Origin of the sequence: Kribbella sp. NPDC051587, assembly GCF_044453945.1 — a bacterium.
GTDB lineage: Bacteria > Actinomycetota > Actinomycetes > Propionibacteriales > Kribbellaceae > Kribbella.
Genome location: NZ_JBITDE010000005.1, coordinates 526,227 through 548,891 on the forward strand (window position 1 = coordinate 526,227; position 22,665 = coordinate 548,891).

Genomic DNA, 22,665 nt, shown 5'->3' on the forward strand with positions numbered 1-22,665 from the left:
ATCCCCTGAGGAGATGCTATGAGCACCGTGAAGTCCGCCGACGGCACCCAGATCAGCTACGACGTGTACGGCGAGGGCCAGCCGCTGATCCTCGTCGACGGCGCCACCGCCCACCGCGCGGTGAACCCGCTCAACGCCGAGACCGCCAAGCTCCTGAGCGACCGGTTCCGCACCTACGTCTACGACCGCCGCGGTCGAGGCGAGAGCGGCGACACCGCGCCGTACGACGTCCAACGCGAGGTCGAGGACATCGCCGCCCTGATCGAGGACGCCGGCCAGCCCGCCATCGTCCTGGGCAGCTCCTCCGGCTCCCTACTCGCCCTGGACGCCGCAGCCGCCGGCGTCCCCATCACCAAGGTGGTCGCCTGGGAGCCCCCAGTCGTCGTCGACGACAGCCGCCCGCCCCTCCCCGCCGACTACGTCGAGCAACTCGAAGCCCACATCGCCGCCGGCCACCCCGACCTCGCCGCCGAGGTCTTTTTCACCGCCGCCATCGGCATGCCCCCCGAAGCAGTCGCCGGCATGCGCCAGTCCCCCTACTTCCAGCCCGTCGTCGACGTCGCCCACACCATCTCCTACGACGGCCGCATCATGGGCACCACCATGTCCGGCAACCCCCTCCCCACCGACCGCTGGGCAGCCATCGACGTACCGGTCCTGGTCCTGCACGGCGACAACACCTGGCCCACCCTCGTCACCGGCGCGCAAGCCGTAGCCGCCCACCTCCCCACCGCCAACCTCCAAGTCATCCCCGGCGCCGACCACGCCGCCGACATCACCCACCTCGCCACGGCCCTGCGCGAATTCGCCGGCTGACCACTCCCCAAGTGACCGGGGGTGATGAGACGCTTTGGGGGTGGACAGGGACGGGTTCTGGAAGATTGTGGAGGGTGCGCGCGACACGGTGGACGACACCGTCGCGGACCCGGATGGGGTTGCGGACGCGCTGACGCGGGAGCTGGGTGGGCTGGCGGCCGAGGAGATCGTGGAGTTCGGGGTCGAACTCGCGCGGTTGCAGGTCGAGTCCTACCGGTGGGACCTGTGGGCGGCGGCGTACCTGATCAACTCGGGCGCCTCGGAGGACGGGTTCGACTCGTTCCGGGGGTGGCTGGTCGCGCAGGGGCGGGAGATCTGGGAGGCCGCGCTGGTCGACCCGGACTCGCTGGCCGACGTGGTGGACGAGGACCGGCCGGACGGGTTCGAGGGCTTCGACGGGGAAGGGATGCTGCACGTCGGCAGTCACGCGTACAAGAACGTGACCGGGGACGAGGCGGCGTACTGGAAGGCCGTCGAGGCGGAGACGCCGGACACTCCGGATCTGCCGGTGGGTGAGGAGATCGACTTCGACGACGAGGACGACCTGCACGACCACCTGCCGCGGCTGGCCGCGCTCTACCTGGAGTAGACGGTCAGGCGGGTCCGCCACCGAGGCGTTCGATGGCGGTGCGGAGACGGCGGCGCCAGGCTGGTTGGCCGGCTTCGTCGTCGGCTGCGGCCAGGCTGACCAGGTGCTGCGCCATCTCGAAGCCCTCGGCGTACGGCGAGGCGTCCAGGTCGGTGACCGCCTGGGGCTCGTAGTCCGGTTCGTCGTGGTCGAAGCTGATCGGCCTGCTGGTCCAGCCGAAGCCGTCCGGGACCAGGAGCTCTGGGGTGATTACCTCATGGCTGAGGGACGTCAGGTCCTGATCACCGTTGCCGATGCTGAAGATCGTCGTACCACGACGCCGTACATCGCTGATCCGCTCAAGCAAGGTGTCGGCGGGGGCCTCCTCGGCCACCACCAGCAGGGACTCGCCACGACCTGCGTCGCGCAGACGGTCCAGTCCGATCGCCAGGTGCGGCGGTGCGTCGGCTGGCGGCGCCCAGCGCACGAGTGACGGGCGGATGTTGTTCACGCCGGCCCGGTGCAGCTCGTCGTCCAGGTGCGCGGTCAGGTGCCACGGCTCCTCGTCGACCGGGCCGAACAGCATCAGCCCGCCGGTGCGAGTCGTGTACCGCCGCAGTGAGTGACCGAAATCCCGAGTCTGCGTACCCAGCTCGGTCCCGGTCAGCATCTCCCGCAGGAGTGACGCCCTCGTCAGGTCCACGTCTACAACTTGATCACATCTGCGGACCTAGTGCGACCTCAGCCCAGCCGGTCCGCCCTCGACTGCAGGTAGTTGCGCTCCGGGACACTCGTCGTACGGCGGGCTGCCAGCAGGTAGCTCTCACGCGCAGCGGCCGCATCGCCCGACATCTCGAGCAGGTGCGCGCGGACGGCCTCCAACCGGTGATGCTCGGTCACACGGCCGTCTGCCTCCAACGGCTCCAGTACGGCGAGCCCCTCCTTCGGGCCGATCGCCATACCGACAGCCACCGCGTGGTTGAGCTTCACCATCGGGTTGTCGACCAGCTGCTCCAGTACGTCGTACAGCGCGACGATCTGCCGCCAGTCCGTGTCCTCGGCGCGTTCTGCGGTGTCATGGACCGCTGCGATAGCGGCCTGCACCTGGTACGGGCCGAGCCGGGTGTTGCTGAGCGCCTCGGACACGAGCGCTTCACCCTCGACGATCGCGTCCTTGTTCCACTGTGACCGGTCCTGCTCAGCCAACGGAACCAGTGCACCGTCAGCGGCGGTCCGAGCCGCTCGCCGCGCATCCGTGAGCAGCATCAGCGACAGCAGGCCGGCCACCTCACCGTCGTTCGGCAGCAGCTTCCGCACACCACGGACGAGCCGGATCGCCTCACCAGTCAGCTCGGCGCTATGCAACGCCGTACCGGATGAGGCTGTGTAGCCCTCGTTGAAGATCAGGTACAGGACATGCAGTACGGCGCTCAGTCGCTCGGACCGCTCGGCCTCCGGAGGCAGCTCGAACGTGCTGCCCGCCTGCTTGATCCCACGCTTCGCCCGACTGATGCGTTGCGCCATGGTCGATTCCGGCACCAGGAACGCCGCAGCGATCTGTGCCGTGGTCAGACCGCCGACGGCGCGCAGCGTCAGCGCGATCTGCGACGCCGGGGACAGCGCCGGATGGCAGCACAGGAACAGCAACGTCAGAGTGTCGTCCTGCGCATCCAGGTCGCCAATTTCGGGGCCTGCAGCAACAAACTCCTCCGGGGTGGCGAGCTGCGCGGCGTTCTCCTCACGGCGTCGCCGTGCCGTCTCACTGCGCAGCAGGTCCATCAGCCGACGCGAGCCGACCCGGATCAGCCAGCCACGGGGATTCTCCGGCACCCCCTCCTCCGGCCACTGCTGTGCAGCAGCCAGGAGGGCCTCCTGCACAGCCTCCTCGGCCAGATCGAAGTGACCGTAGTGCCGCACCAGCGCACTCAGCACCTGCGGGGCCTGCTCCCGCAGCAGCAGCTCGAAGCTACTCACATCTCCAGCCCGGACGGATCCATCACCGGCCGCACCTCCACGGCGACGTACTCCGCGTCCGGCATCCGCGCCGCGTAGCCGATCGCCTGGTCGAGGTCGCACTCGACCACGTAGAAGCCGGCCAGATGCTCCTTGGCCTCAGCGTAGGGACCGTCGGTCGTCATGGTCGCTCCGTCACGCACCGACACAGTCTTGCTCGTGATCGGGTCAGCCAGCCCACCTGCACTGACCAGCAGCCCTTGCTCACCGAGCTCCTGGAACAGCTCACTGTGTGCACGCGCGATCCCGTCGCGTTGCTCGGCGGACAGTCCGGCCCAGCTCTCCGGACTGCTGTAGATCATCAGCATGTATTTCACGGGCACCATCCTCTGGCTCAGGAGACTCTCTCACCCGGTACGTCGAAACACGACCACCCGTCTTCGACACACCGATGTCGATCCGCTCCGACCAGTTCCGACGTCCCGTCCGACGACAGACCACCCATCGGACTGGAGAAGTCACCATGGTTTCCGACTCCAAGCGCTGGTTCGCACTGGCGCTGCTGTGCCTCACCGGGTTCATGATCATCCTGGACGCGTCGATCGTCCTGGTCGCCGTACCGTCGATCGAGCGTGAGCTCACGTTCTCGACCGGTGGCGTGCAGTGGGTGCCCAGTGGCTATGCCCTGATGTTCGGCGGGCTACTGCTGCTGGGCGGCCGCATCTCCGACCTCCTGGGCCGCCGCCGCGTGCTGATCGCCGGACTGCTCCTCTTCGGCGCCGCCTCGCTGTTGTGCGGCTTCGCATGGAGTGGTGACGCGCTGGTCGTCGCACGAGGCGTGCAGGGCGCGGCCGCCGCCGTACTGGCTCCTAGTGCGCTGTCGATCGTCATGACGACGTTCCCGAGCGGAGCGGATCGCAACAAGGCGCTAGGGATCTGGGGCGCGACCAGTGGCGTCGGCGGTACGGCGGGCTCGCTGGTCGGCGGACCGGTCACTGACGGGCTCGGCTGGCAGTGGATCTTCTTCATCAACGTCCCGATCTGCCTACTCGTCGCCGTACTGGCGCCGAAGGTACTGATGGACAGCCGTGGACCAGGACGCCGCGGGTTCGACGTCGCCGGCGCGGCCACGGTCACCGCGGCGCTGATCGCTCTCGTGTACGCCGTTGTCCAGGCACCGGAGTCGACTTGGCTCCGCACCGTCTTACTGCTGGTTGTCTCCGTGGCGCTGTTCGGACTGTTCATCGTGGTGGAGCGGCGCTCGGCTGCCCCACTCGTCCCACTACGCATCTTCCGCACGCGCTCTGTCGTCGCAGGGAACCTGATCACCATCGGCTGGGGCCTGGCTGTGTTCGGGCTGAACTACACCTATACGCAGTACGCACAGCTCGCAGTCGGCGTCTCTGCGGTCCGCTACGGCCTGATGTCCGCCGTACTGGCTGCGACTGCGGTCTGCGGCTCTATGGTCGGCCAGAACCTCGTCACCCGCATCGGCCCGCGCAAGGTCGCAGTGGGCGGACTCTTGCTCGCAGGAGCCGGCACAACAGTCATGACCCAGCTGACAGCGACCTCCGGCTACTTTGAGCTCGCCTTCTGGGGACTGCTCGTGTTCGGCGCCGGTCTGGGCGCAGGGACAGTGGCTGGTTCGATCGCATCGCTCAGCGATGTCGAGAGCGCGGACTCCGGCGTCGCCTCAGGACTACAGAACGCGAGCTTCCAGATCGGCGGAGCGATCGGCGTCGCCGCCCTGGCCGCAGTAGCTACAGCCAGTACGTCGGGAGCTACGCCTGGTGCGTTGACGCACGGCTATCGGGTCGCGTTCGCCGCGGTGTGGCTCTGCATCGCGGTCGGTTTGGCCGGGTGCGGCCTGCTGGCCGGCGCCCGTGGCGAATTGAAACGTCCGTTGGAGATTGCGGTTCCGCGTGGTGGGCACTAGAGGTCCGGCCGCCGTTCATCCGCCTGGCGGCCCCTGTAAGGAGGCACGATGCTCATCCTCGGTTTGATTCTGTTGTTGCTCGGGTTCCTGCTGAAGATCTCGATTCTCTGGACGATCGGTATCGTCCTGCTCGTGGTCGGTGCAGTGCTGTTCCTGCTGGGATCCACCGGTCGCGCTGTCGGGGGACGCCGACACTGGTTCTAAAGCCGTAACAGAACACACGCCCCGCGGACAGGTCGTCGGTCCGCGGGGCGTTCTAGTGCCAGGGGAAGCGTGGCGTACGGCGCTCGCCGAAAGCCGCGATCCCCTCCGCCAGCTCACCACTGGCGATCGTCTCGCGGTAGCGGGCGAGTGCGGCGGCATCTGCGTCGGTCTCAGCCAGCAGCGAGTTCACTGTCTCCTTCGCCGACCGGATGGTCAGCTGCGACCGCGACACCAGCGTGGCGGCGAACTCGTCGACCTCTGACTCCAGATCGACCTCGCTGACGATCCGGTCGACCAGTCCCTTCAGCTCGGCTTGCTCGGCGGTCAGCAGCTCGCCGCTGAAGAGCAGGTATTTCGTCGTCGCCGGACCGACCAGGTCGAGCAGCACCCGCACCGCCGCCGGCGGATACACGACCCCGATCCGGGCCGGAGTCACGCCGTACGTCGAACCGTGCGCAGCGAACCGGAAGTCACAGTTCATCGCGATCTCCAGCCCACCGCCGATGCAGTGCCCGCGGACCATCGCGATCGTCGGCTTCGGGAACTCCCGCAGCGCGGTCTGCGCCCGCAGGTTGAACGCCCGCAGCTCAGCCATCGGATCGGCCGGATCGGCGCCGGAGATCAGCTCGCCGATGTCAGCGCCGGCCGAGAAGCTCGGCCCGGCCCCGGTCACGACGAGCACCTTCACCTCGTCATTCGCCGCCAACTCGGCCAGCAGCCCCGGCAGCGCCTCCCACATCGCCCGCGTCAGCGCATTGCGCTTCGGCACCCGATCGATCACGAGCCGGGCGACCACCCCGCTCCGGACCTCGAACCCGAGCTCATCCATCCCCGCAGTCTCACAGGCAGTGCCCCCTCCGCGCCGCCTCGCAGATCACATCGAGCGCTTGATCTCGGACCGATCACATCCGCATAGCGGTCAGATCACGCTCGAAGCCCCTTCGACATGTTCGCAATGCGTTAAAAACGCCGGTCGATTGCGAACCTTCGGCGGATCTGTGTTTGACTCCTCCGGTCGATAACGTTTTGGTCTCGGCAGATTGGGTTCAACGTAATGACTGCAGGACGGCACAGACAGGCGCGGCACAAACAGGCGCGCCCGAAGCTGATCGGCCCCGGCCTGGTGAAGGTGGCGATTCCCGGAGCAGCGGTTGCTCTGGTGGCCACCGGCTCCGCGGCGGCGCTCCCCGGTCAGCATGACGTCAAGGTGGACACCCCGATCGCCAGCTCGTCCCTGCAGCTGGCGCGCGACACCGCCACCAGTCGGGACGCTCTGCGTCCCCCGCTGAACCTGAACTCGGTCAAGCCGACCGCGGCTCCGACGGCGAAGCACCTGAAGAAGCAGGCGCCGATCCCGAAGCCGACGTCGACCAAGACCCGGGCGGCGGCCGCGCTGCCGCCGAAGATCGTCGGCTCGAAGTTCACCACCACCGACGTGAACGTGTGGACGGTCCCGCTGACCGGCGTCCTGCTGGACGTCCTGAAGCGCGGCTCCAAGGTCTCCGTCAGCGGCAAGATCGACGGCATCTGGGCCGAGATCGTCAGTGACGGCAAGTCCCGCTGGGTGAAGGCGCAGTACCTGTCGGCCACCAAGCCGGTCGAGGCCGTCGCGGGTGGAATCTCGCAGGCCGCCTGCAAGTCCGGTTCGTCGGTCGAGTCCGGCGTCACCCAGGACGTCATCCGCGTGCACCGCGCGATCTGCGCGAAGTTCCCGAACATCACGTCGTACGGCGGACTCCGCTCCGGCGACAGCGGTTCCGAGCACTCGTCGGGCCGTGCGCTCGACATCATGGTCAGCGGTTCGGAGGGCCAGGAGGTCGCGGACTGGCTGCACGCGAACTACAAGAAGCTCGGCATCAGCCAGCTGATCTGGCAGCAGCACATCTGGACGGTCCAGCGCAGCAGCGAAGGCTGGCGCGCGATGGAGGACCGTGGCGGCACCACCGCCAACCACTACGACCACGTGCACGTGAGTGTCTACGGCAACTCCGGCACGGTCTGAGTTCTCCACCCGGCAGTCCGGTCCCACCCTCCTAGGGACCGGGCTGCTGTGCTGTTTCTGCCGTTACGGCTTGAGGTTCGCGTTCAGGTGGAAGAAGTTGGCCGGGTCGTAGGCGCGCTTGACCGCACGCAGCCGGTCCAGATCCGCCGGGCTGTACGACGTCTCGGCGCGACCGTGGTCGCCGAGGAAGTTCACGAACGTCCGGCCCGAGTTCGGCAGCAGCCCGACCGGGAGTTCCCGGTCGATGATCAGTGAGAACTGCGCCTGCCGGTGACCGACCGGACCGGCGCCCGCACCCGGGTGGGCCATCGCGCCACTCCAGTGCCGGAGCTCGATTGTCGGCTCCTCCTCCAACTCTGCCAGTACGTCGATGACGTCGTCGGTGAGTTCGTCCAGGAAGTCCAGGTGCCGGGCCGGCGTCCCGCCCATCGCGGCGTCGGCGTACTCGATCGTGGTCAGCTCACCGGCCAGCCGTGATCCGGCGACCTCGAACAACGGTTTGAGGAGATGTTCGGCCAGCTCCGAGCTTCCGGCGTACAGGACCTTGATCGCGACCGCGCGCTGTTCGGTGCCGGGGATGCGAGTGAGGACGACGGCGGTGCTCAACTCGTTGGGGATCGTGGCGGTCCAGTCGCGATAGCGGCGCAGGATCTCGGCTGCGCGGTCGATGCCGTAGTAGACAATGCCGGCGTGGACCTGGCGGACCGGGTACAGACGGAACTCGAGTGAGGTGACGATGCCGAAGTTGCCGGTACCGCCCCGGATCGCCCAGAACAGATCCGGGTGCTGCTCAGCGGTCGCCGTCACCACCCGACCGTCCGCGGTCACGACCTCGGCCCGGACCACGCTGTCGGCCGCGAACCCGTACTTCCGCGCCAGCCAACCGACCCCGCCACCCAGCGTGTAGCCAGTGACGCCCACGTCCCGAGACGACCCCGACAACGGCGCCAGCCCGAACTGTCGCGCCGCATCGAGCACCGCACCCCACCGCGCGCCCGGCGCCACCTTGGCGATCCGCCGCTCCGGGTCCACGAAGACCGCTGTCATCTGCGTGGTCTTCAGCAGAATGCCGCCATCAGCCGGCAACCGCGTCCCGTGACCAGTCGCCTGCACAGCCACCGGTACGCCGTACTCCCGCGCAGCGTGCACAACCGCCTGCACGTCACTCCGGCTGAACGCCTCGGCCACCACCGCCGGTCGCGAGTCCACCGACGGCACGATCGCCCGCCGCTGCACGTCGTACTCGGCCTCACCCGGCAGCCACACCGCGCCGTTGAACCCAGCCCCCAGCAACCCGGCCACCAGGTCCCGCCCTGCCGCCACCACAACCTGCGTAGACATCTCGTTCCCCTTCGCCGTTTTGCTCTCACCAACACGTCGAAGAAGAACCCCCCAGATTGACACCCCCACCAAACTTTTTTGCTGCGTAGGCTGACCTCATGTGGAACGGAGCTGACTACCAGCAGCGATTCGACGCGCTCGCCGCGTCCGGGGTGGACGTCCATGGTGAGGCGACGTTCGTACGGGCGTTCGCGCCGAAGAGCGTGCTGGACGCCGGTTGTGGCACCGGACGGGTGGCGATCGAGCTGGCCGCACACGGCATCGAGGTCGTCGGTGCGGACCTGGACGAATCCATGCTCGCCCATGCGCGGGAGCTCGCGCCCGGGATCACCTGGGTGCGCTCCGACCTGGCCGAACTCGATCTGGGGCGTACGTTCGATGTCGTCGTGATGGCCGGCAACGTGCCGCTGTTCACCGAACCGGGCACCCAGGACCGGCTCGTCGCCGGAGTCGCCAAGCATGTCGGAAGCATCCTCATCGCCGGCTTCAGCCTCGACCGCGGCTACTCGGTTGCCGACTACGACCAGCACTGCGCCCAGGCCGGTCTGAAGCTTGCCGAACGCTTCGCCACCTGGGACCGGGCCCCGTTCCAGGACGGCGACTACGCGGTCTCCGTCCACGCATCGTAGCCGTCTACCTCTTCTTCGGTACGCCCCTGGCTATCGCTCGACGGTGAGGGTGGCGAGGCGGTCGGGGTCGGCGAGGATGTTGAGTTCGGTGATCTTGCCGTTGGTGATGGTGAAGGCGGAGACCGACTGGATGTTGCCGTTGACGACCGTGATGATGCCGGGGGCGCCGTTGACCAGGGCGTGCTCGGTGTAGGGGGCCAAGCGGCTGAACATGAGGGCTTGCTCGACGACGGCGAGTGCGCCGCGGACGACCTTCGAGACGGCCGGGCCGCTGGAGGCGCTGGCGCCGGCGTCGGCTCGCAGTACGACGTCGGGGTCGAGCAACAGGAGCAAGCCTTCGAAGTCGCCGCCACGGGACGCGGCCATGAAGGCGTCGACAATGGCACGCTGACGGCTCGGGTCGGTGTCGTTGGCCGGTGCGCCCTGGACTCGCCGCCGGGCGCGACTCGCGAGCTGCCTCGCCGCAGCGGGTGTCTTGCCGACGACCTCTGCGACCTCGTCGAAGCTCAGCCCGAACATGTCGTGCAGTACGAACGCCAACCGCTCCGCCGGCGCCAGAGTCTCCAGTACGACGAGCAGCGCGAGCCCGACCGCGTCAGCCTGCACCGCCTCGTCCTCAGGCGCTTTGGTGTTGGCCTTGAGCGAGACCGGGTCGGGAACGAAGGTGTCGAGTGAATCCTCCCGACGGGACTTGCGACTCCGGAGCATGTCCAGGCAAACCCGCGACACCACAGTGGTCAGCCAGCCGGCCAGATTGGCTACCTCGCTCACGTCGGTCCGGCTGAGCCGCAGCCACGCCTCCTGTACGGCGTCCTCAGCCTCACTGCGCGAACCGAGCATCCGGTACGCCACCCCGCGCAGGTGCTCCCGCTGCTCCTCGAAACTCCGCGCCAGCTCGTCCACTGCTCGTTCTCCCTCGTCTTGCCCGATCAGTCATAGTCTCTGACGGATCGGACCAGCATCATGTGACAGGGGTCTTCCAACGAAGGCCACCTATGCGCTGCGTGACGCCCTCCTGACGCTGAGCATCCCGCCAGAACAGGAACTCTGGTGCTGGGTAGGATTGCGGTCATGTTCATGCGCGCGGGGATGTGGTGGGCCGTCGACTAGACGGCTGCTTCCGCGTGTAACCACTCCGGCCGTCTCTTACGAGGCGGCCGTTGTCATGTCTCCTCGTAGGTGCGGCCCCTGCTTCGAGGACTGCTCATGGCACCAGCACTCCGGACCTGGTCCGGTCTGATCTCCGCACTGCTCAACGGCGCCGACCTGACCATGGCCGACACGAGCTGGGCCATGGACCAGGTAGTGCTGGGCGATGTCTCTCCAGCTCAGATCGCCGGGTTCCTGATCGCTTTGCGCGCCAAGAGCGAGACTGCGGCTGAGCTTCTCGGTCTGGCCTCAGTACTGCGTTCACACGCGACACCGGTACGGATCGATGGGCCCTTCGTCGACATCGTCGGTACTGGTGGTGATCGGACCGGTGCGATCAACATCTCCACCATGGCTGCGATTGTGGCCGCCTCGACCGGCGCGACAGTGGTCAAACACGGTGGACGCGCAGCCTCCTCGTCAGCAGGCGGCTCTGCTGACCTGGTCGAGCAGTTGGGTGTGCCACTCGACCTGTCTGCCTCAGACGCTGCCCGGATGGCTGCGAACGTGGGGATCACCTACTTGTTCGCACCACGGTTCAACACCGCGCTGCGCCACGTAGCCGTCGTACGGCGGGAGCTCGCCGTACCGACTGCTTTCAACGTGCTCGCGCCACTGCTCAACCCAGCTGATCCCCAGCATCAGCTAGTCGGCGTGGCCAATCCGCGCATGCTGCCTGTGCTCGCTCAAGCCCTTTGCCAGCAAGGGAAAACGGCACTCCTTGCACGTGGCGACGACGGCCTGGACAAGCTCACCACAACGACGTTCTCGCGGCTATGGCTCATCAAGGACGGCAGTGCACGCGAGACGGTCTTCGATCCGCGGGGGCTCGGTCTGCGACCCACAACGCTGTCTGAGCTGCGTGGTGGTGATGCGGCTGCCAATGCCCGGGTACTGCGCGCTCTGGTCGACGGAGAGCCTGGTCCGGTCCGGGACGTCGTACTGCTCAACGCTGCAGCCGCTCTGACCACGCTGGACCTCCAGACCGACAACTTCCTTGACCAGTTGGCGTTCTGCTTGGACCAGTGCCGTGCTGCGCTGGACAGTGGCCGCACGGCCGCAACACTCCAGCGCTGGACGGGCGCATAGGCTGGGCGCCGTGTATCTGCGCGCACTGCAGCCCACCGACATCGCGACCTACGCGGACTGGGGCGCTGACCGCCTCTTCTGCCTGCACGCCGGGTGGACTGTCGACCTGCCTCGGTCCGCGCACGAGGCCAGGTGGCGACGCATCATCGAGGACCCGGTGCTCGTCCGCCTCGCAGCGGTCCGCGACGACGACGTGATCGGGTACGTCGATCTGCACGGCACTGAGCTCGGCTACGTCGTGGGGCCACCCAGTCGCTGGGGGCAGGGCCTGGGCGGTGCTATCGCCCAGCTGGGGTTGGAGCACGCCTTCAAGGTTCTCGGCTTCGACTGGGTCGACGCTGAGGCAGCCGAGACGAACCACGCCTCGCTCCGGATCCTGCAGTCGCTGGGTATGTCCGAGACCGAGCAGCGTGGGGAGGACACCTACCTGGGTGTCCTCACGCCAACCCGGTGCTTTCGGATGACCCGTGAGTCATACCTGCGTCAGAACCCAGTCCCTGAAGGAAAGTAGCGCCGCCGTATCCCAGTCGTGCCCGTCGGTGTTCCGCTCTGCGGCGGCCACCGGCGTGGCGCTCCGATAGCAGCTCAGTGCCTGGTCGATCACCGGCTGGTGCGCTGCCGGCAGGTGCTCACGCGCCCACACGGCACCCTCCTCCTTACTGAGGACGCCACCCGCCAGCACCCGACAAGCGTTCAGCACGCCGTAGTACGGGGACTTGAGCAGGGCCTCTCCTGCCAGCACGTCCTGCAGGTCCGTCATCACGGCTGACCGGTAGTCGTCGTACGGGACTGGCGCAAACACCTCTGCCGGCGGCGGCCCACTCAGGGTCACCCCGCGCTCCCAGACCACACTGATGTGTGCGGCCAGATCTGGATCAGTGCCTGACCCGCCGTAGTCCAGTCGGCCCTCAAGAATCGCGTCGGTCCACATCGCGGAGTAGTGCACCTCATACGGCCGCGGGTGCTCATGCGTTCGCGCCTGCGCTGCCGTGAGTACCGAAATCTCGAGATCACCGAGCACCGGCCGCGCCGCCGCCGTACCGGCGAAGCCTCTGGCCACCCGCTCACGCTCTACCGGTGTGAGCGTCTCAGGCACGACCACCAGCAGGTCCACATCGCTCTTGGCCTGGTAGAAGCACCCCATGGCCAATGACCCGTGCACGTAGACCCAGCTGTCCGCCAGCCCAGCCGCCCGCACCGCGTTGAGCACATACGCGCGGACGTCCTCATCGCAGTCAGCCCACGACTGCGCCCGCCCACTCGGATGCACCACCATGCTCGCGACAGTAGCCCGCACCTGTCACGCAGCGCACAGTCTTTTCAGCGCCCAATGGACCCGTCGATCTGCTCGCGCAAGATGTCCGCGTGCCCCGCATGCCGAGCCGTCTCCTCGACCATGTGCACCAGCACCCACCGCATCGACATGCCGCCCCGAGGCGCCTCGGCCTCCAGCTGCGACCAGCCCTCGACCACCACATTCGCCTTGCGCGCGGTCTCCCGGTACGCCGCGACCACCGACTCCACCGTCTCGTCAGCCTCAGGTCGCATAGTCCCCGGCCAGCTCCGCACGTCCTCCCCCAGAAAGAGGAACCGCTCCACAGCCGTCAGATGCTTCACCAGCCCCAGCACATTCGTCCCGGACTCCACCCCACCCGTCCGCACCGCCGGCTCCGGCGCCCCCTCAGCCTTCCGCGCCACCGACTCCCGCAAGTAGTCCAGAAACCCAACCAGCGTCTCCTTCTCACTACCCCCAGCAGGCGGCGGCCCCACATCTCTCCGAGTCATACCACCAGCATGCAGAGTCCCCCACCCCACACCAAGAAACCTTGCCGATCCGCAACCCTGCACGAGCGGTCGGCTGGGGAGCCGAACTGACCTGAATCGACAGGCAGAAGTCCCCAGCCCCACAGCCGGTCAGGGCGCCTTCAGAGGGAGAATCCGCCGGCGCGCGAGTAGCCGGCTTTCAAGGCCAAGCTGCCCGAACCGACAAAATGTGCGCCTGACCTGCATGGACGCCAGAAGCTGAAGCACTCGCAGGCGGCGCCGCTGCACAATCTCTGCACAGTAACCACGCCGAGCTGGACCGGTGAAAGGAGTCGCGTGGTGCGGTGGTGGTGTCCTACTCCTGCCAGAGGGTCAGCACACACTGAAGTTGGGTGTCCAATGAGACGAATGACTCGACGGCGGCAGTCGGGGTTCGTAGGCGATTGGGGGAATCATGCACAGACGCCTTGCACGTGGGTTGATCGCGGGGTCCGTGCGCTGTCTAGTGTGGATCGGTCGAAAAGACCAGTTTCTCGACAACCGCGGTGGTAAAGAACGCACACGACAGGTCGGCAAGCTCCTCCATGCATTTGGCGGCATCGAGTTGATGCGCGCCGTTCATGCCGAGGTCAGGCACCAGTTGCCGTACGGGGGCGGTCGCAGTCTCGAAGCAGCCTGGGACGGCATCGGATCGTGGCGAAAGTGACAGCGCCGCCCAAGGCGTCGCTTCCCCAATCCGGGACTAGAGCGAATCAGCCCCCGGCCCGGAGTGGGGCGGGAGGCTGATCGGTAGGGGCGGCCAGGCCGGTGTCAGCGACTCCCTGAGTCGTCTGAGGCGCACGCCACGGGTGCGATGGAGTCGACCGCCATTGCACGGATTCTGCATAGATGGCCGAAGCTGGCGGCTTCCAGTCGGACACGGCCGGACTGTCACACAGAGACCTCTTGTTGCGTTTCCGCAGGTGAGAGGTCTGTTGGTGCCTGCTGAGCGGAGGGCGTGGGATTCGAACCCACGATGACGGTCACCCGCCATACCGGTTTTCAAGACCAGCGCACTCGGCCACTCTGCGAGCCCGCCTGGCTGGACCTGGGAGCACCAGAACGCGTTGTATAGCAGATGATTCCCCCGTTGAGACCCGGTTGGGTGCCGCCAAGACGCTGACGGGGTAGCGCGGGCACGCATAGGGCACGGACTGACGAAATGCCCCTTCGGGACGCCCCGCCGCCAGGCTGGGGTGAAGTTCGAGCCGGGCCCGTCGACCCGGCTCGCGGGTCAGCCATCTACAGCGCATCGCGTTGGGTCATATTGGCTGCTCTTGGCCCAATCCACGAGCGGCTTGGAGCCAGCCCAGCCGGGGTCGACGTGGCGGCCCAGGACGACGGCGACGACGCTTCGAGCTCCGGCGCTCTTGAGCGCGTGGCTCATCGACTGAATCCGCGCGCCTGTTGTCCAGGTGTCGTCAAGGATCAGCACGTCGGCATTCTGACAGGACTCAGTTACGAACCAGTCGGCATGAAACTCCCGGTCGCTGTAGGGGACGTTCACGCCGACTTGGATCCTGGGGAACTGATTCATGATCGGTCCGAGCATCGAGTCCAATGGATGCGGTCCAGGACGCCCTTTCGTACTCGGAATCATCACCAGATGCGACAGCCCGTAGCCAATCCCGGCTGCACTGCGCAGGCACGGCAGGTGATCCCGCAGGAACAAACTCCCGAGATAGTGCAGTGCGACCTGTGCAGCTGCTGATCCGGGGTTGGACTTGTAGGACGCCAAGTGGTGGGCGTGCTGCCCGCCCTTGAAGGCGTATGACACGGGTACAACCACGTCTGCAGTGAGGTCGGTTGCATTCTGGTGCAGGTTGCATTTGTAGCACCGCTCCCAGCCGCCACTCATAGTCTGACGGCAGACAGCACAGACCCCCTCACCGGCAGGGAGGGGGTTGCTGAGGAAGATCGATTGGCGCTGAACTGACTCCTCGTACGGGAGCCAGAGATTAGACGGCAAGGCGGGGTATCTCCTGTGGATAGCCGCCGTCTGGGTCGACTTCGGCGATCAGCTTGTCTACGACCCTGAGCAGCTCGTCGGGATCGTGCACCACGAAGACACCGGGGTACTCCGCATACTCGCGGGCCCAGTCATGCTGCAGGAGATCGTCGGGCATAACTACCGGCCGGCCGTGCTGTAGTGCGAGGCGTGCCTGGATGCGGGCCCCGCTTTTCCAGGGAGCTTCGACGACCACGGTTGCGGCGGCATAGCCACTCATGACCGCGTTTCGCATCGGGAAGCTCTGCTTCGTCGGCGGTGCGTCTGGCCAGAACTGGCTGAGCACGAGACCTTCGTTGCAGATCCGTTCTTGCAGCTCACTGTTCTTCGCCGGGTAACTACGGCGGATGCCAGTACCGATGACCGCGACGGTCCGCCCTCGAGCCGCGAGGGCGGCGGTGTGTGCCGCGCTGTCGATGCCGGCGGCCAGTCCGCTCACGACGGTTACGCCATTCTGCGCGAGCGTGGTAGCTACGGTGCGGGCGATGTCTAGTCCGCGCTCGCTTGCCTGTCGTGTGCCGACGACGGCCACAGATCGTCGGTCATCGCTCAGTTCACCACGCGTGAAGATGACTGGCGGCAACTGATGGATGTCGCGCAGCGGCGCGGGGTAGTCCTTGTCGAAGAAGGCGTGCACCCCCATGCCTTCAGACTCCCACTGGGCGACGTCCTGAGCTGCATCGGTGAGTGCGGCTTCGACAGCACCTGATGAGAACAGCGTGTCGGCGGAACCGAGGCGTGTCTCGAGCAGCCGTACCGCGCCTCCGCACTCCAAGATGTCGATGGCCACCTCGGACCAGCGAGCCTTGGGCAAGCGCAGGAGCGCGACGAGCGCAGCCTTCTCCACGGGTACCGGGTTCACGGGGTCGATGTTAGCCAAACCTCCCACCTCGCTGCAGGTGTCTCTACCGCCGTCGCTGATCGAACATGTGTTCTACCAGAATAGACCAGGCCAGGTGGCTGATCTACCCGTCCCCGTCTCTCATTTCGACTCACCTGGTCACTCGATTCTGGGGCACGGGCGCTCAGGATCGCCCGCTATTGGCATCTGCGTGTCTTTGTGGCTCAGAGCAACGATGACGCCCCGCTTAGCCTCACCGTACGTCACTTCGATCGGATCGAGAGCCTGTTCCTCTAGTCCGTCCAGGACCTTCGCGTAGATCCGCATCAGGACCTCCAGAGATTGCCCGGCCCACTCGGCAACTCGCACTCCCTCCACGCCGGCGGCGAGCCAGGTTGAGACCTCCGCATGGCGAAGGTCGTACGGGCGTTGAGCCAGGATCGAGGTTCGCGCGGCCACTTCCCCGAACACAGCAACCCGCGCCAACTGCCACGCGACCTGGTAGGTCTTCCAGGGGACCATGCCGCCACGTGCACCTCGGAACAGGCGACCATCCGAGTCGGTCCCGTAGGTAGATAAGTGCTCATGGAACAGCCTCGTCATCTTGGATGGGCAGGGTGCCCACCGGTTCGTCCCAACCTCGCGGTGCTTCAACTGCCGGGGATCGCGTTCTTCGCCTGTATCGGTCCACGCGCCGCCAGCCCAGGGTGCGGATTCCGTCAGGAGGAGCTTGCCGCGGCCCTCGTGCGGGATGTGAAGGTTCAGCTCGCGCAGGTTGACGGCCTCGCCGGGCCGCAGGGCGCAGTAGTACATGCTCCCGAAGAATGCCTTCAGCTGCGGTCCTGAACCAGGCAGGTCCCCAACCGCCTCGAGCAGCGCCTCAGCCTGTTCTGGGTTCGGCACCGATGCCGGATCAACTTGGTCGTTGCCTTTGGCCCGTTTCGGCCGCGACGATGACTTCACGAGCGTGATCGGATTCACCGGCAGTAGACGCTCTTCGACTGCCAGCTCGCACATGTTCCACACCATCGAGCGTCTGCGCGCAGCATAAGTCTTTGACGCCATTCGCCCGTCCAGCTTGTTGCCTACCGCAGCTAGTACCGCTCGGATTACCTCAGGCTTGGCCAGGTCGGACAACGGCCGACTGTTGCGTTCGACCCAGTCGAGCAAGGCACGAGCTTCGCCATCAGCCGACTGCCGATTCCCGCTATTGAAGGCGAATTTGTAGAGAACCGAACCGGAGCAGCTTGGCGTCCGGACCAGCCTTTTGAGATCTCAGCATCGCCGGTGTCATGGCCACCAGTGCGTCTGCGGTGCTCCGTCGGGTATTCGCCGCGGTGGGTCCAAACCCACCACCAGGCCATGTCCAAGGGCGCGCGCGACCGCGAAGGCGCCCTCGCCTGCCTCAAACACGTCATCACCTACACCGCCATCACCACCGCCCTCGGAGCGCTGGTCTGGCTCAAGTTCGACCTGCACATCAGCCTCACCGGCTTCATCGCCGGCCAGGCCGTCAGCGCGATCACCCACTACTTGGCCGACCGCCGGTACACACTCGCCTGGCTCGCCTCCAAACTCGGCAAGACCGGCTACTACAACAACGGCGGCGCCGCCGCCCTGGACCAGTCCTGACACTGGACCTGGCTCGGAGTCGCCGCCTTCCTCACCGCCGCGATCTAGCCCCCTATGTTCTAGCCCCCAAGCGAGCCATCGGGCTCCAGAACGCCACCTCGCGCACGAGCATCACCGGCGATGCCGGACACACCAGTCTGAAGGAGAACCACCATGGGCAAGGTAGTCATCAACCGCAACGGCAAGACCACCGTCATCGAGAACGGCAAGGAGCGCGACCTCAAAAAGGGCGACATGGACAACTTCGACGTCGTCATCAACGTGGCACCGGAGACATTCACACTGGAAACGGCGACCAGCATAACGTCATCGTCACCAAGCCCACCAAGCGCAACCGCTACTACTGAGATCTAGATAGATCCCCCGCAGACCAAGGTCTGCGGGGGCCTGAAATGTGGGCTACAAGGATTCCCGAGAGGCTGATCCCAGAGATCTTTCGCGCTCTCCAAAGACTGGAGGATCTTCAGCCTTCCCGACTAACGCAGAAATAACTGTCACCGTAGCCGTTCCGCGCTTGACCGGCTCCTCGATGAAAGTAAGCATCCGTTCTGCGGCTAGGAATCTTGAGAACTCAAGCGGTTGGGAGAAATAGGCACGCAACTGCGCAGCGGCCGATTCCTGTGTTCGCATGAAGGTTCGACCGATGTAACCAGCCAGGCCTCCGCCTGCCAACCCCAGAGCTCCTGCCGCGCCAGCCGCGACTGCCGTTGGGGCGAGTATTGCTAGTAATGCGCATAAGACAATCAGCGCGAGGCCAAGCCAAGCTGCGCGCTGACCATAAGCGAAGCTTTTCTCGGCTTGACCGGTAGCGATATCGTGATAGTAGTCCAGTCTTCGCTGCGTTACGTTCCAAAGATTCTCAAAATCAGTCACATTCTCAACAGGGCCGCCCATCAGGCTGCTTTCTGCCTGTTGCAGGGCGGCGCGGGATCGCTCAATCAATAGTCGATCCCTAAATAGACGCCGATAAGTCTGGCGGGTCCACACCCAGAAATACCCCGTAAGGATTCCCGAGGCGAACAGGAACAGAACGCCACCAGAAATCCGTAGCTCGAGAATTGAGGTTGTCTCATCGGCCAGCACTCTTGGGCCTACATAGCCACCCAGCGCTAGCCCCGCGGAATTAATCAGAAGACCAAATAACCATGTCTTCCGAATCAACCCGCGCCGTTCCGGCGATTGCCGCCAGCCAACCCGCTGAGCAGCACGATCAAGTTCGTCCGCCTGCTCAGTCCCCCGAGTCGAAGAATCCGAAGCACCTGTCGCCTGCCCGCGCTCGTTTCGTTCTCCCCATCGGGCGATTGACTCGCGTCGGTTCGATCCGGATCGCTGGCCGCGGGATCGCCCCCGCCCAGCGACCCGCCGCCTAACAACTGGGGCCTTCTGCTCCATCGACACCTCCCCTGGGTCGTTGAGCCTATTGGAATCCCAGTGCTCCACGAAAGACCTACGAGTTGGTTCGCTGGGCCTATCGCACTGCGCTACGTACACCATGTTGCTCCTGCATCTTGGCTCACCGGAGCTAGAACATAAGGGGGGCCGGGTCTCGTTTCAGCCGCTGCTGACTCCAGGTCGACGGACGTCGGTGACTCTCGTTCTCGCGAGGCGATCGGCGGCACGCGGGCACGCATAGGGCATGAAGAGCCGAAAGTGCCCGCCAGAAGCCGGACTTAGCCAGACCTACCTGGACCATGCGGTGCTCAAGGTAGTTCCCTAGGTCAGCGGCCATCTGAGACCACTTCAGCGGAGGGCGTGGGATTCGAACCCACGATTACGGTCACCCGCAATACCGGTTTTCAAGACCAGCGCACTCGGCCACTATGCGAGCCCTCCTGGCGGCTTGCCGCCGAGGGTTGAGGATAGCGCAGGGGCGGCGGTACGGTGCGGGGGAGCTGGGCGGAGGAGCTGCCTGGGGTGTGGGGACGGAGGTGCGCTGATGTCTCGGATGGTCGAGGTCAGGGTCGTCACCGTCCGGTCGGCGGGCTGATTCGGCGCTGACCGGGCGCACGGCCGGCGAGTGAGCCGGCTGGTCCGGTTGTTTCGTCATGCCCTCTGGAGCTCGGATGCCATCTCTTCGTGAAACTGTGCTGCCTGCTGCGCTCGGCGCGGACTTTCGGCGGATCTGGCCGGCGGCGGTCATCTCCAATCTTGGTGACGGGGCGCTGCTGGCGGCGGGGCCGTTGCTGGTTGCTTCGATCACCAGTGCGCCGGCGGCGGTGGGGGCTGCTGCGTTTGTGCAGCAGCTGCCGTGGTTGTTGTTTGCGTTGTTCAGTGGTGCACTGGCTGACCGGCTCGACCGGCGGACGATGATTGTTGCCGCTGACCTCTTTCGGGGCGTAGTCCTTGCTGTGCTGGGGGTTGCGGTCCTGGTCGGCTCTTCGCCGCTCTGGGCGATCTACGTTGCCCTGTTCCTGCTCGGTACGGCGGAGACGCTCGCTGACAGCGCATCCGGTGCACTACTGGTGAGCGCCGTACCGAAAGACCAGCTGGGTAAGGCGAACGCCCGGCTCTTCGCCACGGGGACCGTGCTGCAACAGCTCGGCGGTCCGCCGTTGGGGGCGTTGCTGTTCGCGGTGGGCGCTGGAGTGCCACTGGCATTCGACGCGGTCACGTTCGTCGCGGCTGCAGCGCTCATAGCGCGAGTCGCCGTTCGGCCAGTGCCTACCGAGTCCGCTGGTACGGCGCTTTGGACCGAGGTCCGCGATGGAGTGCGCTGGCTGTGGGGACACGTGGGCGTGCGGACGCTGGCCTGCTCGATCCTGGTCATGAACATCACCTTCTGCGCCGCCTTCGCGACCTGGGTGCTGTACGCGCGGGAGCGGCTCGGGCTGAGCGACACCCAGTTCGGATTGCTCGTGGCGGTCGGTGCGGTCGGCGGTGTGTTCGGGATGCCGGTGTACCACCTCCTGGAGCCGCGAGTGGGTTCGCTGACGCTGCTGCGGGCCGGGTTGATCATCGAGACGACGGTCCACCTCGTTCTGGCGCTGACTCGGAGTCCGTGGGTCGCTGGCGCGACTATGGCGGTGTTCGGCGTGCATGCAGTCGTGTGGGGCATCGTGTCGACGACAGCGCGGCAGCTGGCGACACCTGATGCACTGATGGGCCGGGTGAACAGCGTCTACCTGCTGGCCTCGGTCGGTGGGGCGGCGATCGGGTCAGCGTTGGGCGGCGTCCTCGCGCAGCGGTTCGGCCTGACAGCTCCATTCACTGCGGCTTTTGCGGCTATGGTGCTGATGACGGCGGTCGCGTGGCGCCCGCTGCGACATGTCTCGGTACGGCGGACGTCCGTCGTACCGGACTGAAATCGGGTCGCGGCCGAGCCGGGTGCTGGTAAGGATGGGGTCATGCCCTCAGCCACCTCGCTCGGCCTGCCGAATGTCCGTGGGCGGCTACCGCTCCTGATCGGGCTGGCGATCGACTCGTTCGGTGGTGGCGTCGCAGGGCCGCTCATGCTGCTGTACTTCATCCGCGTCGCCGGCATCCCGCTCGGTACGGCGGGTGTGCTGCTGACCGTGGCCACACTGTTCTCCATCGCGGCGCCGGCCGCGGTGGGGGTCGTGATCGACCGGCTCGGACCGCGCAACCTGGTCGTCGGCGCGCAGTTCGCCCAGGGGCTCGCTTTCACGGGCTTCTTCTTCGGCCGGTCCACGTGGCTGCTGTTCCTCTGCGCCCTGGTCTCGACGACCGGTCAGCGGGTGTTCTGGTCGTCGATCTTCAGTCTGCTGGCCGACGTCGCTGATGAGGGCGAACGAGACCGGTGGTTCGGTCTCGGCGGGATGATGCAGGCCGGCGGCTTCGCACTCGGCGGTCTGGTCGCGGGCGCACTGCTTGCCGCTGGTGGGACCACACCGTTCCTGATTGCGATGGTTGTGAACGCGGTGAGCTTCTATCTGGCCGGAGTGCTCCTGCTGGGCCTGCACGCCTCCCACCACCAGCGGGCCACTCAGGATTCGGGTCCGGCGCCACTACTGCGCAAGGACAAGCCGTTCCTGGTGCTGATCGCCGTGAACACCCTCTTTGCCCTCTGCATCATGATGCTCGGCGTCGGAGTCCCGGTGTACGTGTCAGAAGCGCTGCCAGTGCCGAAATGGTTGGTCGGCGTGCTCCTGGCCGCGGCGTCCGTCGTACTGGCGGCTGGGCAGACGCTGGTGGTGCGGCACACCGAGAAGCTTCGCCGTACGTCGGTGATCGTCGTGGCCGGACTGGGATGGGCAGTCTGGGGTCTGTTGATGGCCTCGCTGACGCAGGTACCGAACGCGCTGGTTGCGGCGATGCTGGTGCTCGCAACGGCCGTCTACGCGTTTGCTGATCTGCTGCACGCGGCGACGAACAATGCACTCGCCGCGTCGGTCGCACCGGCAGCCGGGCGCGGGAAGTATCTGTCCTACTGGCAGTACAGCTTCGCGTTCGCGAGCGTGCTGGCGCCGGCCTTCTTCGCCCAGCTCTTCGAGGTCCGGCACGAGCTGCCGTGGCTGGCGACAGCCGCACTCGCACTGGTCGCCGCAGGCCTGCTCGCCGCGGTCGGCCGAGTCCTCCCGAACCAGACCGATGCAAAGCCGGCCACCGGGGAGCAACAACCCGGCAATTGACTTGTCAGGATGTTATGTCTCAGGACATCGGTGACAGTTCTGGTTCTAGAGATCGGTGACGGTTTCGGGGTTTTGGTGGTGACACTTCGGTGAGCCGGTGCCGCG

The 22,665-nt window shown here is 66.2% G+C and carries 24 protein-coding genes and 2 tRNA genes; 12 read left to right on the forward strand and 14 right to left on the reverse strand.

The annotated features are described in order from the left end of the window. Positions 1 to 18 precede the first annotated feature (18 nt). Both ACIA49_RS21735 and ACIA49_RS21740 read left to right on the forward strand, forming a co-directional pair. Entirely contained in the window at positions 19 to 816 is a 798-nt protein-coding gene (locus tag ACIA49_RS21735) for an alpha/beta fold hydrolase (RefSeq protein WP_396379006.1), read from the forward strand. A gap of 40 nt (positions 817 to 856) precedes the next feature. Further along, the gene (locus ACIA49_RS21740) at positions 857 to 1,405 is read left to right on the forward strand and encodes a DUF4240 domain-containing protein (RefSeq protein WP_396379007.1); all 549 of its coding nucleotides are present in this window, start codon (positions 857 to 859) and stop codon (positions 1,403 to 1,405) included. Positions 1,406 to 1,409: 4 nt separating this feature from the next. On the opposite strand, the gene ACIA49_RS21745 is transcribed toward ACIA49_RS21740, so the two are convergent. The 3 genes from ACIA49_RS21745 to ACIA49_RS21755 are packed head-to-tail and all read right to left on the reverse strand — an operon-like array spanning position 1,410 to position 3,705. Further along, positions 1,410 to 2,087, reverse strand: a complete 678-nt coding sequence (locus ACIA49_RS21745) for a hypothetical protein (RefSeq protein WP_396379008.1) — start codon at positions 2,085 to 2,087, stop codon at positions 1,410 to 1,412. Between the two features lie 38 nt (positions 2,088 to 2,125). Then, complete coding sequence (locus ACIA49_RS21750) at positions 2,126 to 3,358, reverse strand: RNA polymerase sigma factor (RefSeq protein ID WP_396379009.1); 1,233 nt, start codon at positions 3,356 to 3,358, stop codon at positions 2,126 to 2,128. Next, a complete protein-coding gene (locus ACIA49_RS21755; protein WP_396379042.1) occupies positions 3,355 to 3,705 on the reverse strand; it encodes a YciI family protein in 351 nt (116 codons plus the stop codon). The genes ACIA49_RS21750 and ACIA49_RS21755 overlap by 4 nt, the downstream gene beginning before the upstream one ends. A 155-nt stretch (positions 3,706 to 3,860) precedes the next feature. Here ACIA49_RS21755 and ACIA49_RS21760 point away from each other — a divergent pair, with 155 nt between their 5' ends. Together ACIA49_RS21760 and ACIA49_RS21765 are read left to right on the forward strand one after the other, a co-directional pair. Then, positions 3,861 to 5,273, forward strand: coding sequence for an MFS transporter (locus ACIA49_RS21760; RefSeq protein ID WP_396379010.1), 1,413 nt, complete (start codon positions 3,861 to 3,863; stop codon positions 5,271 to 5,273). Between the two features lie 48 nt (positions 5,274 to 5,321). After that, positions 5,322 to 5,477, forward strand: a complete 156-nt coding sequence (locus ACIA49_RS21765) for a DUF6131 family protein (RefSeq protein ID WP_165956732.1) — start codon at positions 5,322 to 5,324, stop codon at positions 5,475 to 5,477. Positions 5,478 to 5,529: 52 nt separating this feature from the next. On the opposite strand, the gene ACIA49_RS21770 is transcribed toward ACIA49_RS21765, so the two are convergent. Further along, on the reverse strand, positions 5,530 to 6,306 hold the full coding sequence (locus ACIA49_RS21770) for an enoyl-CoA hydratase/isomerase family protein (RefSeq protein WP_396379011.1): 777 nt from the start codon (positions 6,304 to 6,306) through the stop codon (positions 5,530 to 5,532). Positions 6,307 to 6,531: 225 nt separating this feature from the next. Between ACIA49_RS21770 and ACIA49_RS21775 the strand changes: the two genes are divergently transcribed. Next, positions 6,532 to 7,479, forward strand: coding sequence for an SH3 domain-containing protein (locus tag ACIA49_RS21775; RefSeq protein ID WP_396379012.1), 948 nt, complete (start codon positions 6,532 to 6,534; stop codon positions 7,477 to 7,479). A gap of 63 nt (positions 7,480 to 7,542) precedes the next feature. Here the strand turns inward: ACIA49_RS21775 and ACIA49_RS21780 are convergent, their stop codons facing one another. Continuing rightward, positions 7,543 to 8,820, reverse strand: coding sequence for an FAD-binding oxidoreductase (locus tag ACIA49_RS21780; protein WP_396379013.1), 1,278 nt, complete (start codon positions 8,818 to 8,820; stop codon positions 7,543 to 7,545). 98 nt (positions 8,821 to 8,918) lie between these two features. Between ACIA49_RS21780 and ACIA49_RS21785 the strand changes: the two genes are divergently transcribed. Further along, positions 8,919 to 9,449 (forward strand): class I SAM-dependent methyltransferase, encoded by a 531-nt coding sequence (locus ACIA49_RS21785; RefSeq protein ID WP_396379014.1) that lies wholly within the window; start codon positions 8,919 to 8,921, stop codon positions 9,447 to 9,449. 30 nt (positions 9,450 to 9,479) lie between these two features. Here the strand turns inward: ACIA49_RS21785 and sigJ are convergent, their stop codons facing one another. After that, a complete protein-coding gene (gene sigJ, locus ACIA49_RS21790; RefSeq protein WP_396379015.1) occupies positions 9,480 to 10,352 on the reverse strand; it encodes an RNA polymerase sigma factor SigJ in 873 nt (290 codons plus the stop codon). Positions 10,353 to 10,655: 303 nt separating this feature from the next. Between sigJ and trpD the strand changes: the two genes are divergently transcribed. Next, the gene (gene trpD / locus ACIA49_RS21795) at positions 10,656 to 11,687 is read left to right on the forward strand and encodes an anthranilate phosphoribosyltransferase (protein WP_396379016.1); all 1,032 of its coding nucleotides are present in this window, start codon (positions 10,656 to 10,658) and stop codon (positions 11,685 to 11,687) included. 10 nt (positions 11,688 to 11,697) lie between these two features. After that, positions 11,698 to 12,198, forward strand: a complete 501-nt coding sequence (locus ACIA49_RS21800) for a GNAT family N-acetyltransferase (RefSeq protein WP_396379017.1) — start codon at positions 11,698 to 11,700, stop codon at positions 12,196 to 12,198. On the opposite strand, the gene ACIA49_RS21805 is transcribed toward ACIA49_RS21800, so the two are convergent. From ACIA49_RS21805 to ACIA49_RS21830, 6 genes are all read right to left on the reverse strand, one after another. Beyond that, positions 12,160 to 12,963 (reverse strand): aminoglycoside adenylyltransferase domain-containing protein, encoded by an 804-nt coding sequence (locus ACIA49_RS21805; RefSeq protein ID WP_396379018.1) that lies wholly within the window; start codon positions 12,961 to 12,963, stop codon positions 12,160 to 12,162. The two genes, ACIA49_RS21800 and ACIA49_RS21805, sit on opposite strands and share 39 nt — an antisense overlap. A gap of 44 nt (positions 12,964 to 13,007) precedes the next feature. After that, positions 13,008 to 13,472: a DinB family protein gene (locus ACIA49_RS21810; RefSeq protein WP_396379019.1), complete on the reverse strand. Its 465-nt coding sequence runs from the start codon at positions 13,470 to 13,472 to the stop codon at positions 13,008 to 13,010. Positions 13,473 to 14,440: 968 nt separating this feature from the next. Beyond that, a tRNA-Ser gene (locus tag ACIA49_RS21815) sits at positions 14,441 to 14,529 on the reverse strand. Between the two features lie 195 nt (positions 14,530 to 14,724). Continuing rightward, positions 14,725 to 15,267, reverse strand: a complete 543-nt coding sequence (locus ACIA49_RS21820) for a hypothetical protein (protein ID WP_396379020.1) — start codon at positions 15,265 to 15,267, stop codon at positions 14,725 to 14,727. 181 nt (positions 15,268 to 15,448) lie between these two features. Next, positions 15,449 to 16,378: a DNA-processing protein DprA gene (locus ACIA49_RS21825; protein WP_396379021.1), complete on the reverse strand. Its 930-nt coding sequence runs from the start codon at positions 16,376 to 16,378 to the stop codon at positions 15,449 to 15,451. Between the two features lie 120 nt (positions 16,379 to 16,498). Continuing rightward, positions 16,499 to 17,476: a tyrosine-type recombinase/integrase gene (locus ACIA49_RS21830; protein WP_396379022.1), complete on the reverse strand. Its 978-nt coding sequence runs from the start codon at positions 17,474 to 17,476 to the stop codon at positions 16,499 to 16,501. Positions 17,477 to 17,701: 225 nt separating this feature from the next. On the opposite strand from ACIA49_RS21830, the gene ACIA49_RS21835 reads away from it, so the two are divergent. Further along, on the forward strand, positions 17,702 to 17,971 hold the full coding sequence (locus tag ACIA49_RS21835; RefSeq protein ID WP_396379023.1) for a hypothetical protein: 270 nt from the start codon (positions 17,702 to 17,704) through the stop codon (positions 17,969 to 17,971). Positions 17,972 to 18,124: 153 nt separating this feature from the next. Continuing rightward, positions 18,125 to 18,325, forward strand: coding sequence for a hypothetical protein (locus ACIA49_RS21840; RefSeq protein ID WP_396379024.1), 201 nt, complete (start codon positions 18,125 to 18,127; stop codon positions 18,323 to 18,325). Between the two features lie 45 nt (positions 18,326 to 18,370). Here the strand turns inward: ACIA49_RS21840 and ACIA49_RS21845 are convergent, their stop codons facing one another. After that, positions 18,371 to 19,054, reverse strand: a complete 684-nt coding sequence (locus ACIA49_RS21845; RefSeq protein ID WP_396379025.1) for a hypothetical protein — start codon at positions 19,052 to 19,054, stop codon at positions 18,371 to 18,373. A 661-nt stretch (positions 19,055 to 19,715) separates the two neighbouring features. After that, positions 19,716 to 19,804: transfer RNA gene (locus ACIA49_RS21850), tRNA-Ser, on the reverse strand. A gap of 230 nt (positions 19,805 to 20,034) precedes the next feature. Here ACIA49_RS21850 and ACIA49_RS21855 point away from each other — a divergent pair. Next, positions 20,035 to 21,273 (forward strand): MFS transporter, encoded by a 1,239-nt coding sequence (locus ACIA49_RS21855; protein ID WP_396379026.1) that lies wholly within the window; start codon positions 20,035 to 20,037, stop codon positions 21,271 to 21,273. Positions 21,274 to 21,315: 42 nt separating this feature from the next. Further along, positions 21,316 to 22,560 carry an MFS transporter gene (locus ACIA49_RS21860; RefSeq protein ID WP_396379027.1) on the forward strand — a complete coding sequence of 415 codons (1,245 nt, stop codon included), beginning with the start codon at positions 21,316 to 21,318 and terminating at the stop codon, positions 22,558 to 22,560. The last annotated feature ends 105 nt before the right edge of the window (positions 22,561 to 22,665 follow it).

What these genes read in the sequence shown, in the direction of transcription:
- ACIA49_RS21785 (WP_396379014.1), top strand. Translation starts at nt 8,919, where the DNA reads ATGTGGAACGGAGCTGACTACCAGCAGCGATTCGACGCGCTCGCCGCG.
- ACIA49_RS21780 (WP_396379013.1), bottom strand. Translation starts at nt 8,820, where the DNA reads ATGTCTACGCAGGTTGTGGTGGCGGCAGGGCGGGACCTGGTGGCCGGG.
- ACIA49_RS21765 (WP_165956732.1), top strand. Translation starts at nt 5,322, where the DNA reads ATGCTCATCCTCGGTTTGATTCTGTTGTTGCTCGGGTTCCTGCTGAAG.
- ACIA49_RS21775 (WP_396379012.1), top strand. Translation starts at nt 6,532, where the DNA reads ATGACTGCAGGACGGCACAGACAGGCGCGGCACAAACAGGCGCGCCCG.
- ACIA49_RS21760 (WP_396379010.1), top strand. Translation starts at nt 3,861, where the DNA reads ATGGTTTCCGACTCCAAGCGCTGGTTCGCACTGGCGCTGCTGTGCCTC.
- ACIA49_RS21805 (WP_396379018.1), bottom strand. Translation starts at nt 12,963, where the DNA reads ATGGTGGTGCATCCGAGTGGGCGGGCGCAGTCGTGGGCTGACTGCGAT.
- ACIA49_RS21860 (WP_396379027.1), top strand. Translation starts at nt 21,316, where the DNA reads ATGCCCTCAGCCACCTCGCTCGGCCTGCCGAATGTCCGTGGGCGGCTA.
- ACIA49_RS21835 (WP_396379023.1), top strand. Translation starts at nt 17,702, where the DNA reads ATGTCCAAGGGCGCGCGCGACCGCGAAGGCGCCCTCGCCTGCCTCAAA.
- ACIA49_RS21840 (WP_396379024.1), top strand. Translation starts at nt 18,125, where the DNA reads ATGGGCAAGGTAGTCATCAACCGCAACGGCAAGACCACCGTCATCGAG.
- ACIA49_RS21855 (WP_396379026.1), top strand. Translation starts at nt 20,035, where the DNA reads ATGCCATCTCTTCGTGAAACTGTGCTGCCTGCTGCGCTCGGCGCGGAC.
- ACIA49_RS21735 (WP_396379006.1), top strand. Translation starts at nt 19, where the DNA reads ATGAGCACCGTGAAGTCCGCCGACGGCACCCAGATCAGCTACGACGTG.
- ACIA49_RS21810 (WP_396379019.1), bottom strand. Translation starts at nt 13,472, where the DNA reads ATGACTCGGAGAGATGTGGGGCCGCCGCCTGCTGGGGGTAGTGAGAAG.
- ACIA49_RS21755 (WP_396379042.1), bottom strand. Translation starts at nt 3,705, where the DNA reads ATGCTGATGATCTACAGCAGTCCGGAGAGCTGGGCCGGACTGTCCGCC.
- trpD (WP_396379016.1), top strand. Translation starts at nt 10,656, where the DNA reads ATGGCACCAGCACTCCGGACCTGGTCCGGTCTGATCTCCGCACTGCTC.
- ACIA49_RS21770 (WP_396379011.1), bottom strand. Translation starts at nt 6,306, where the DNA reads ATGGATGAGCTCGGGTTCGAGGTCCGGAGCGGGGTGGTCGCCCGGCTC.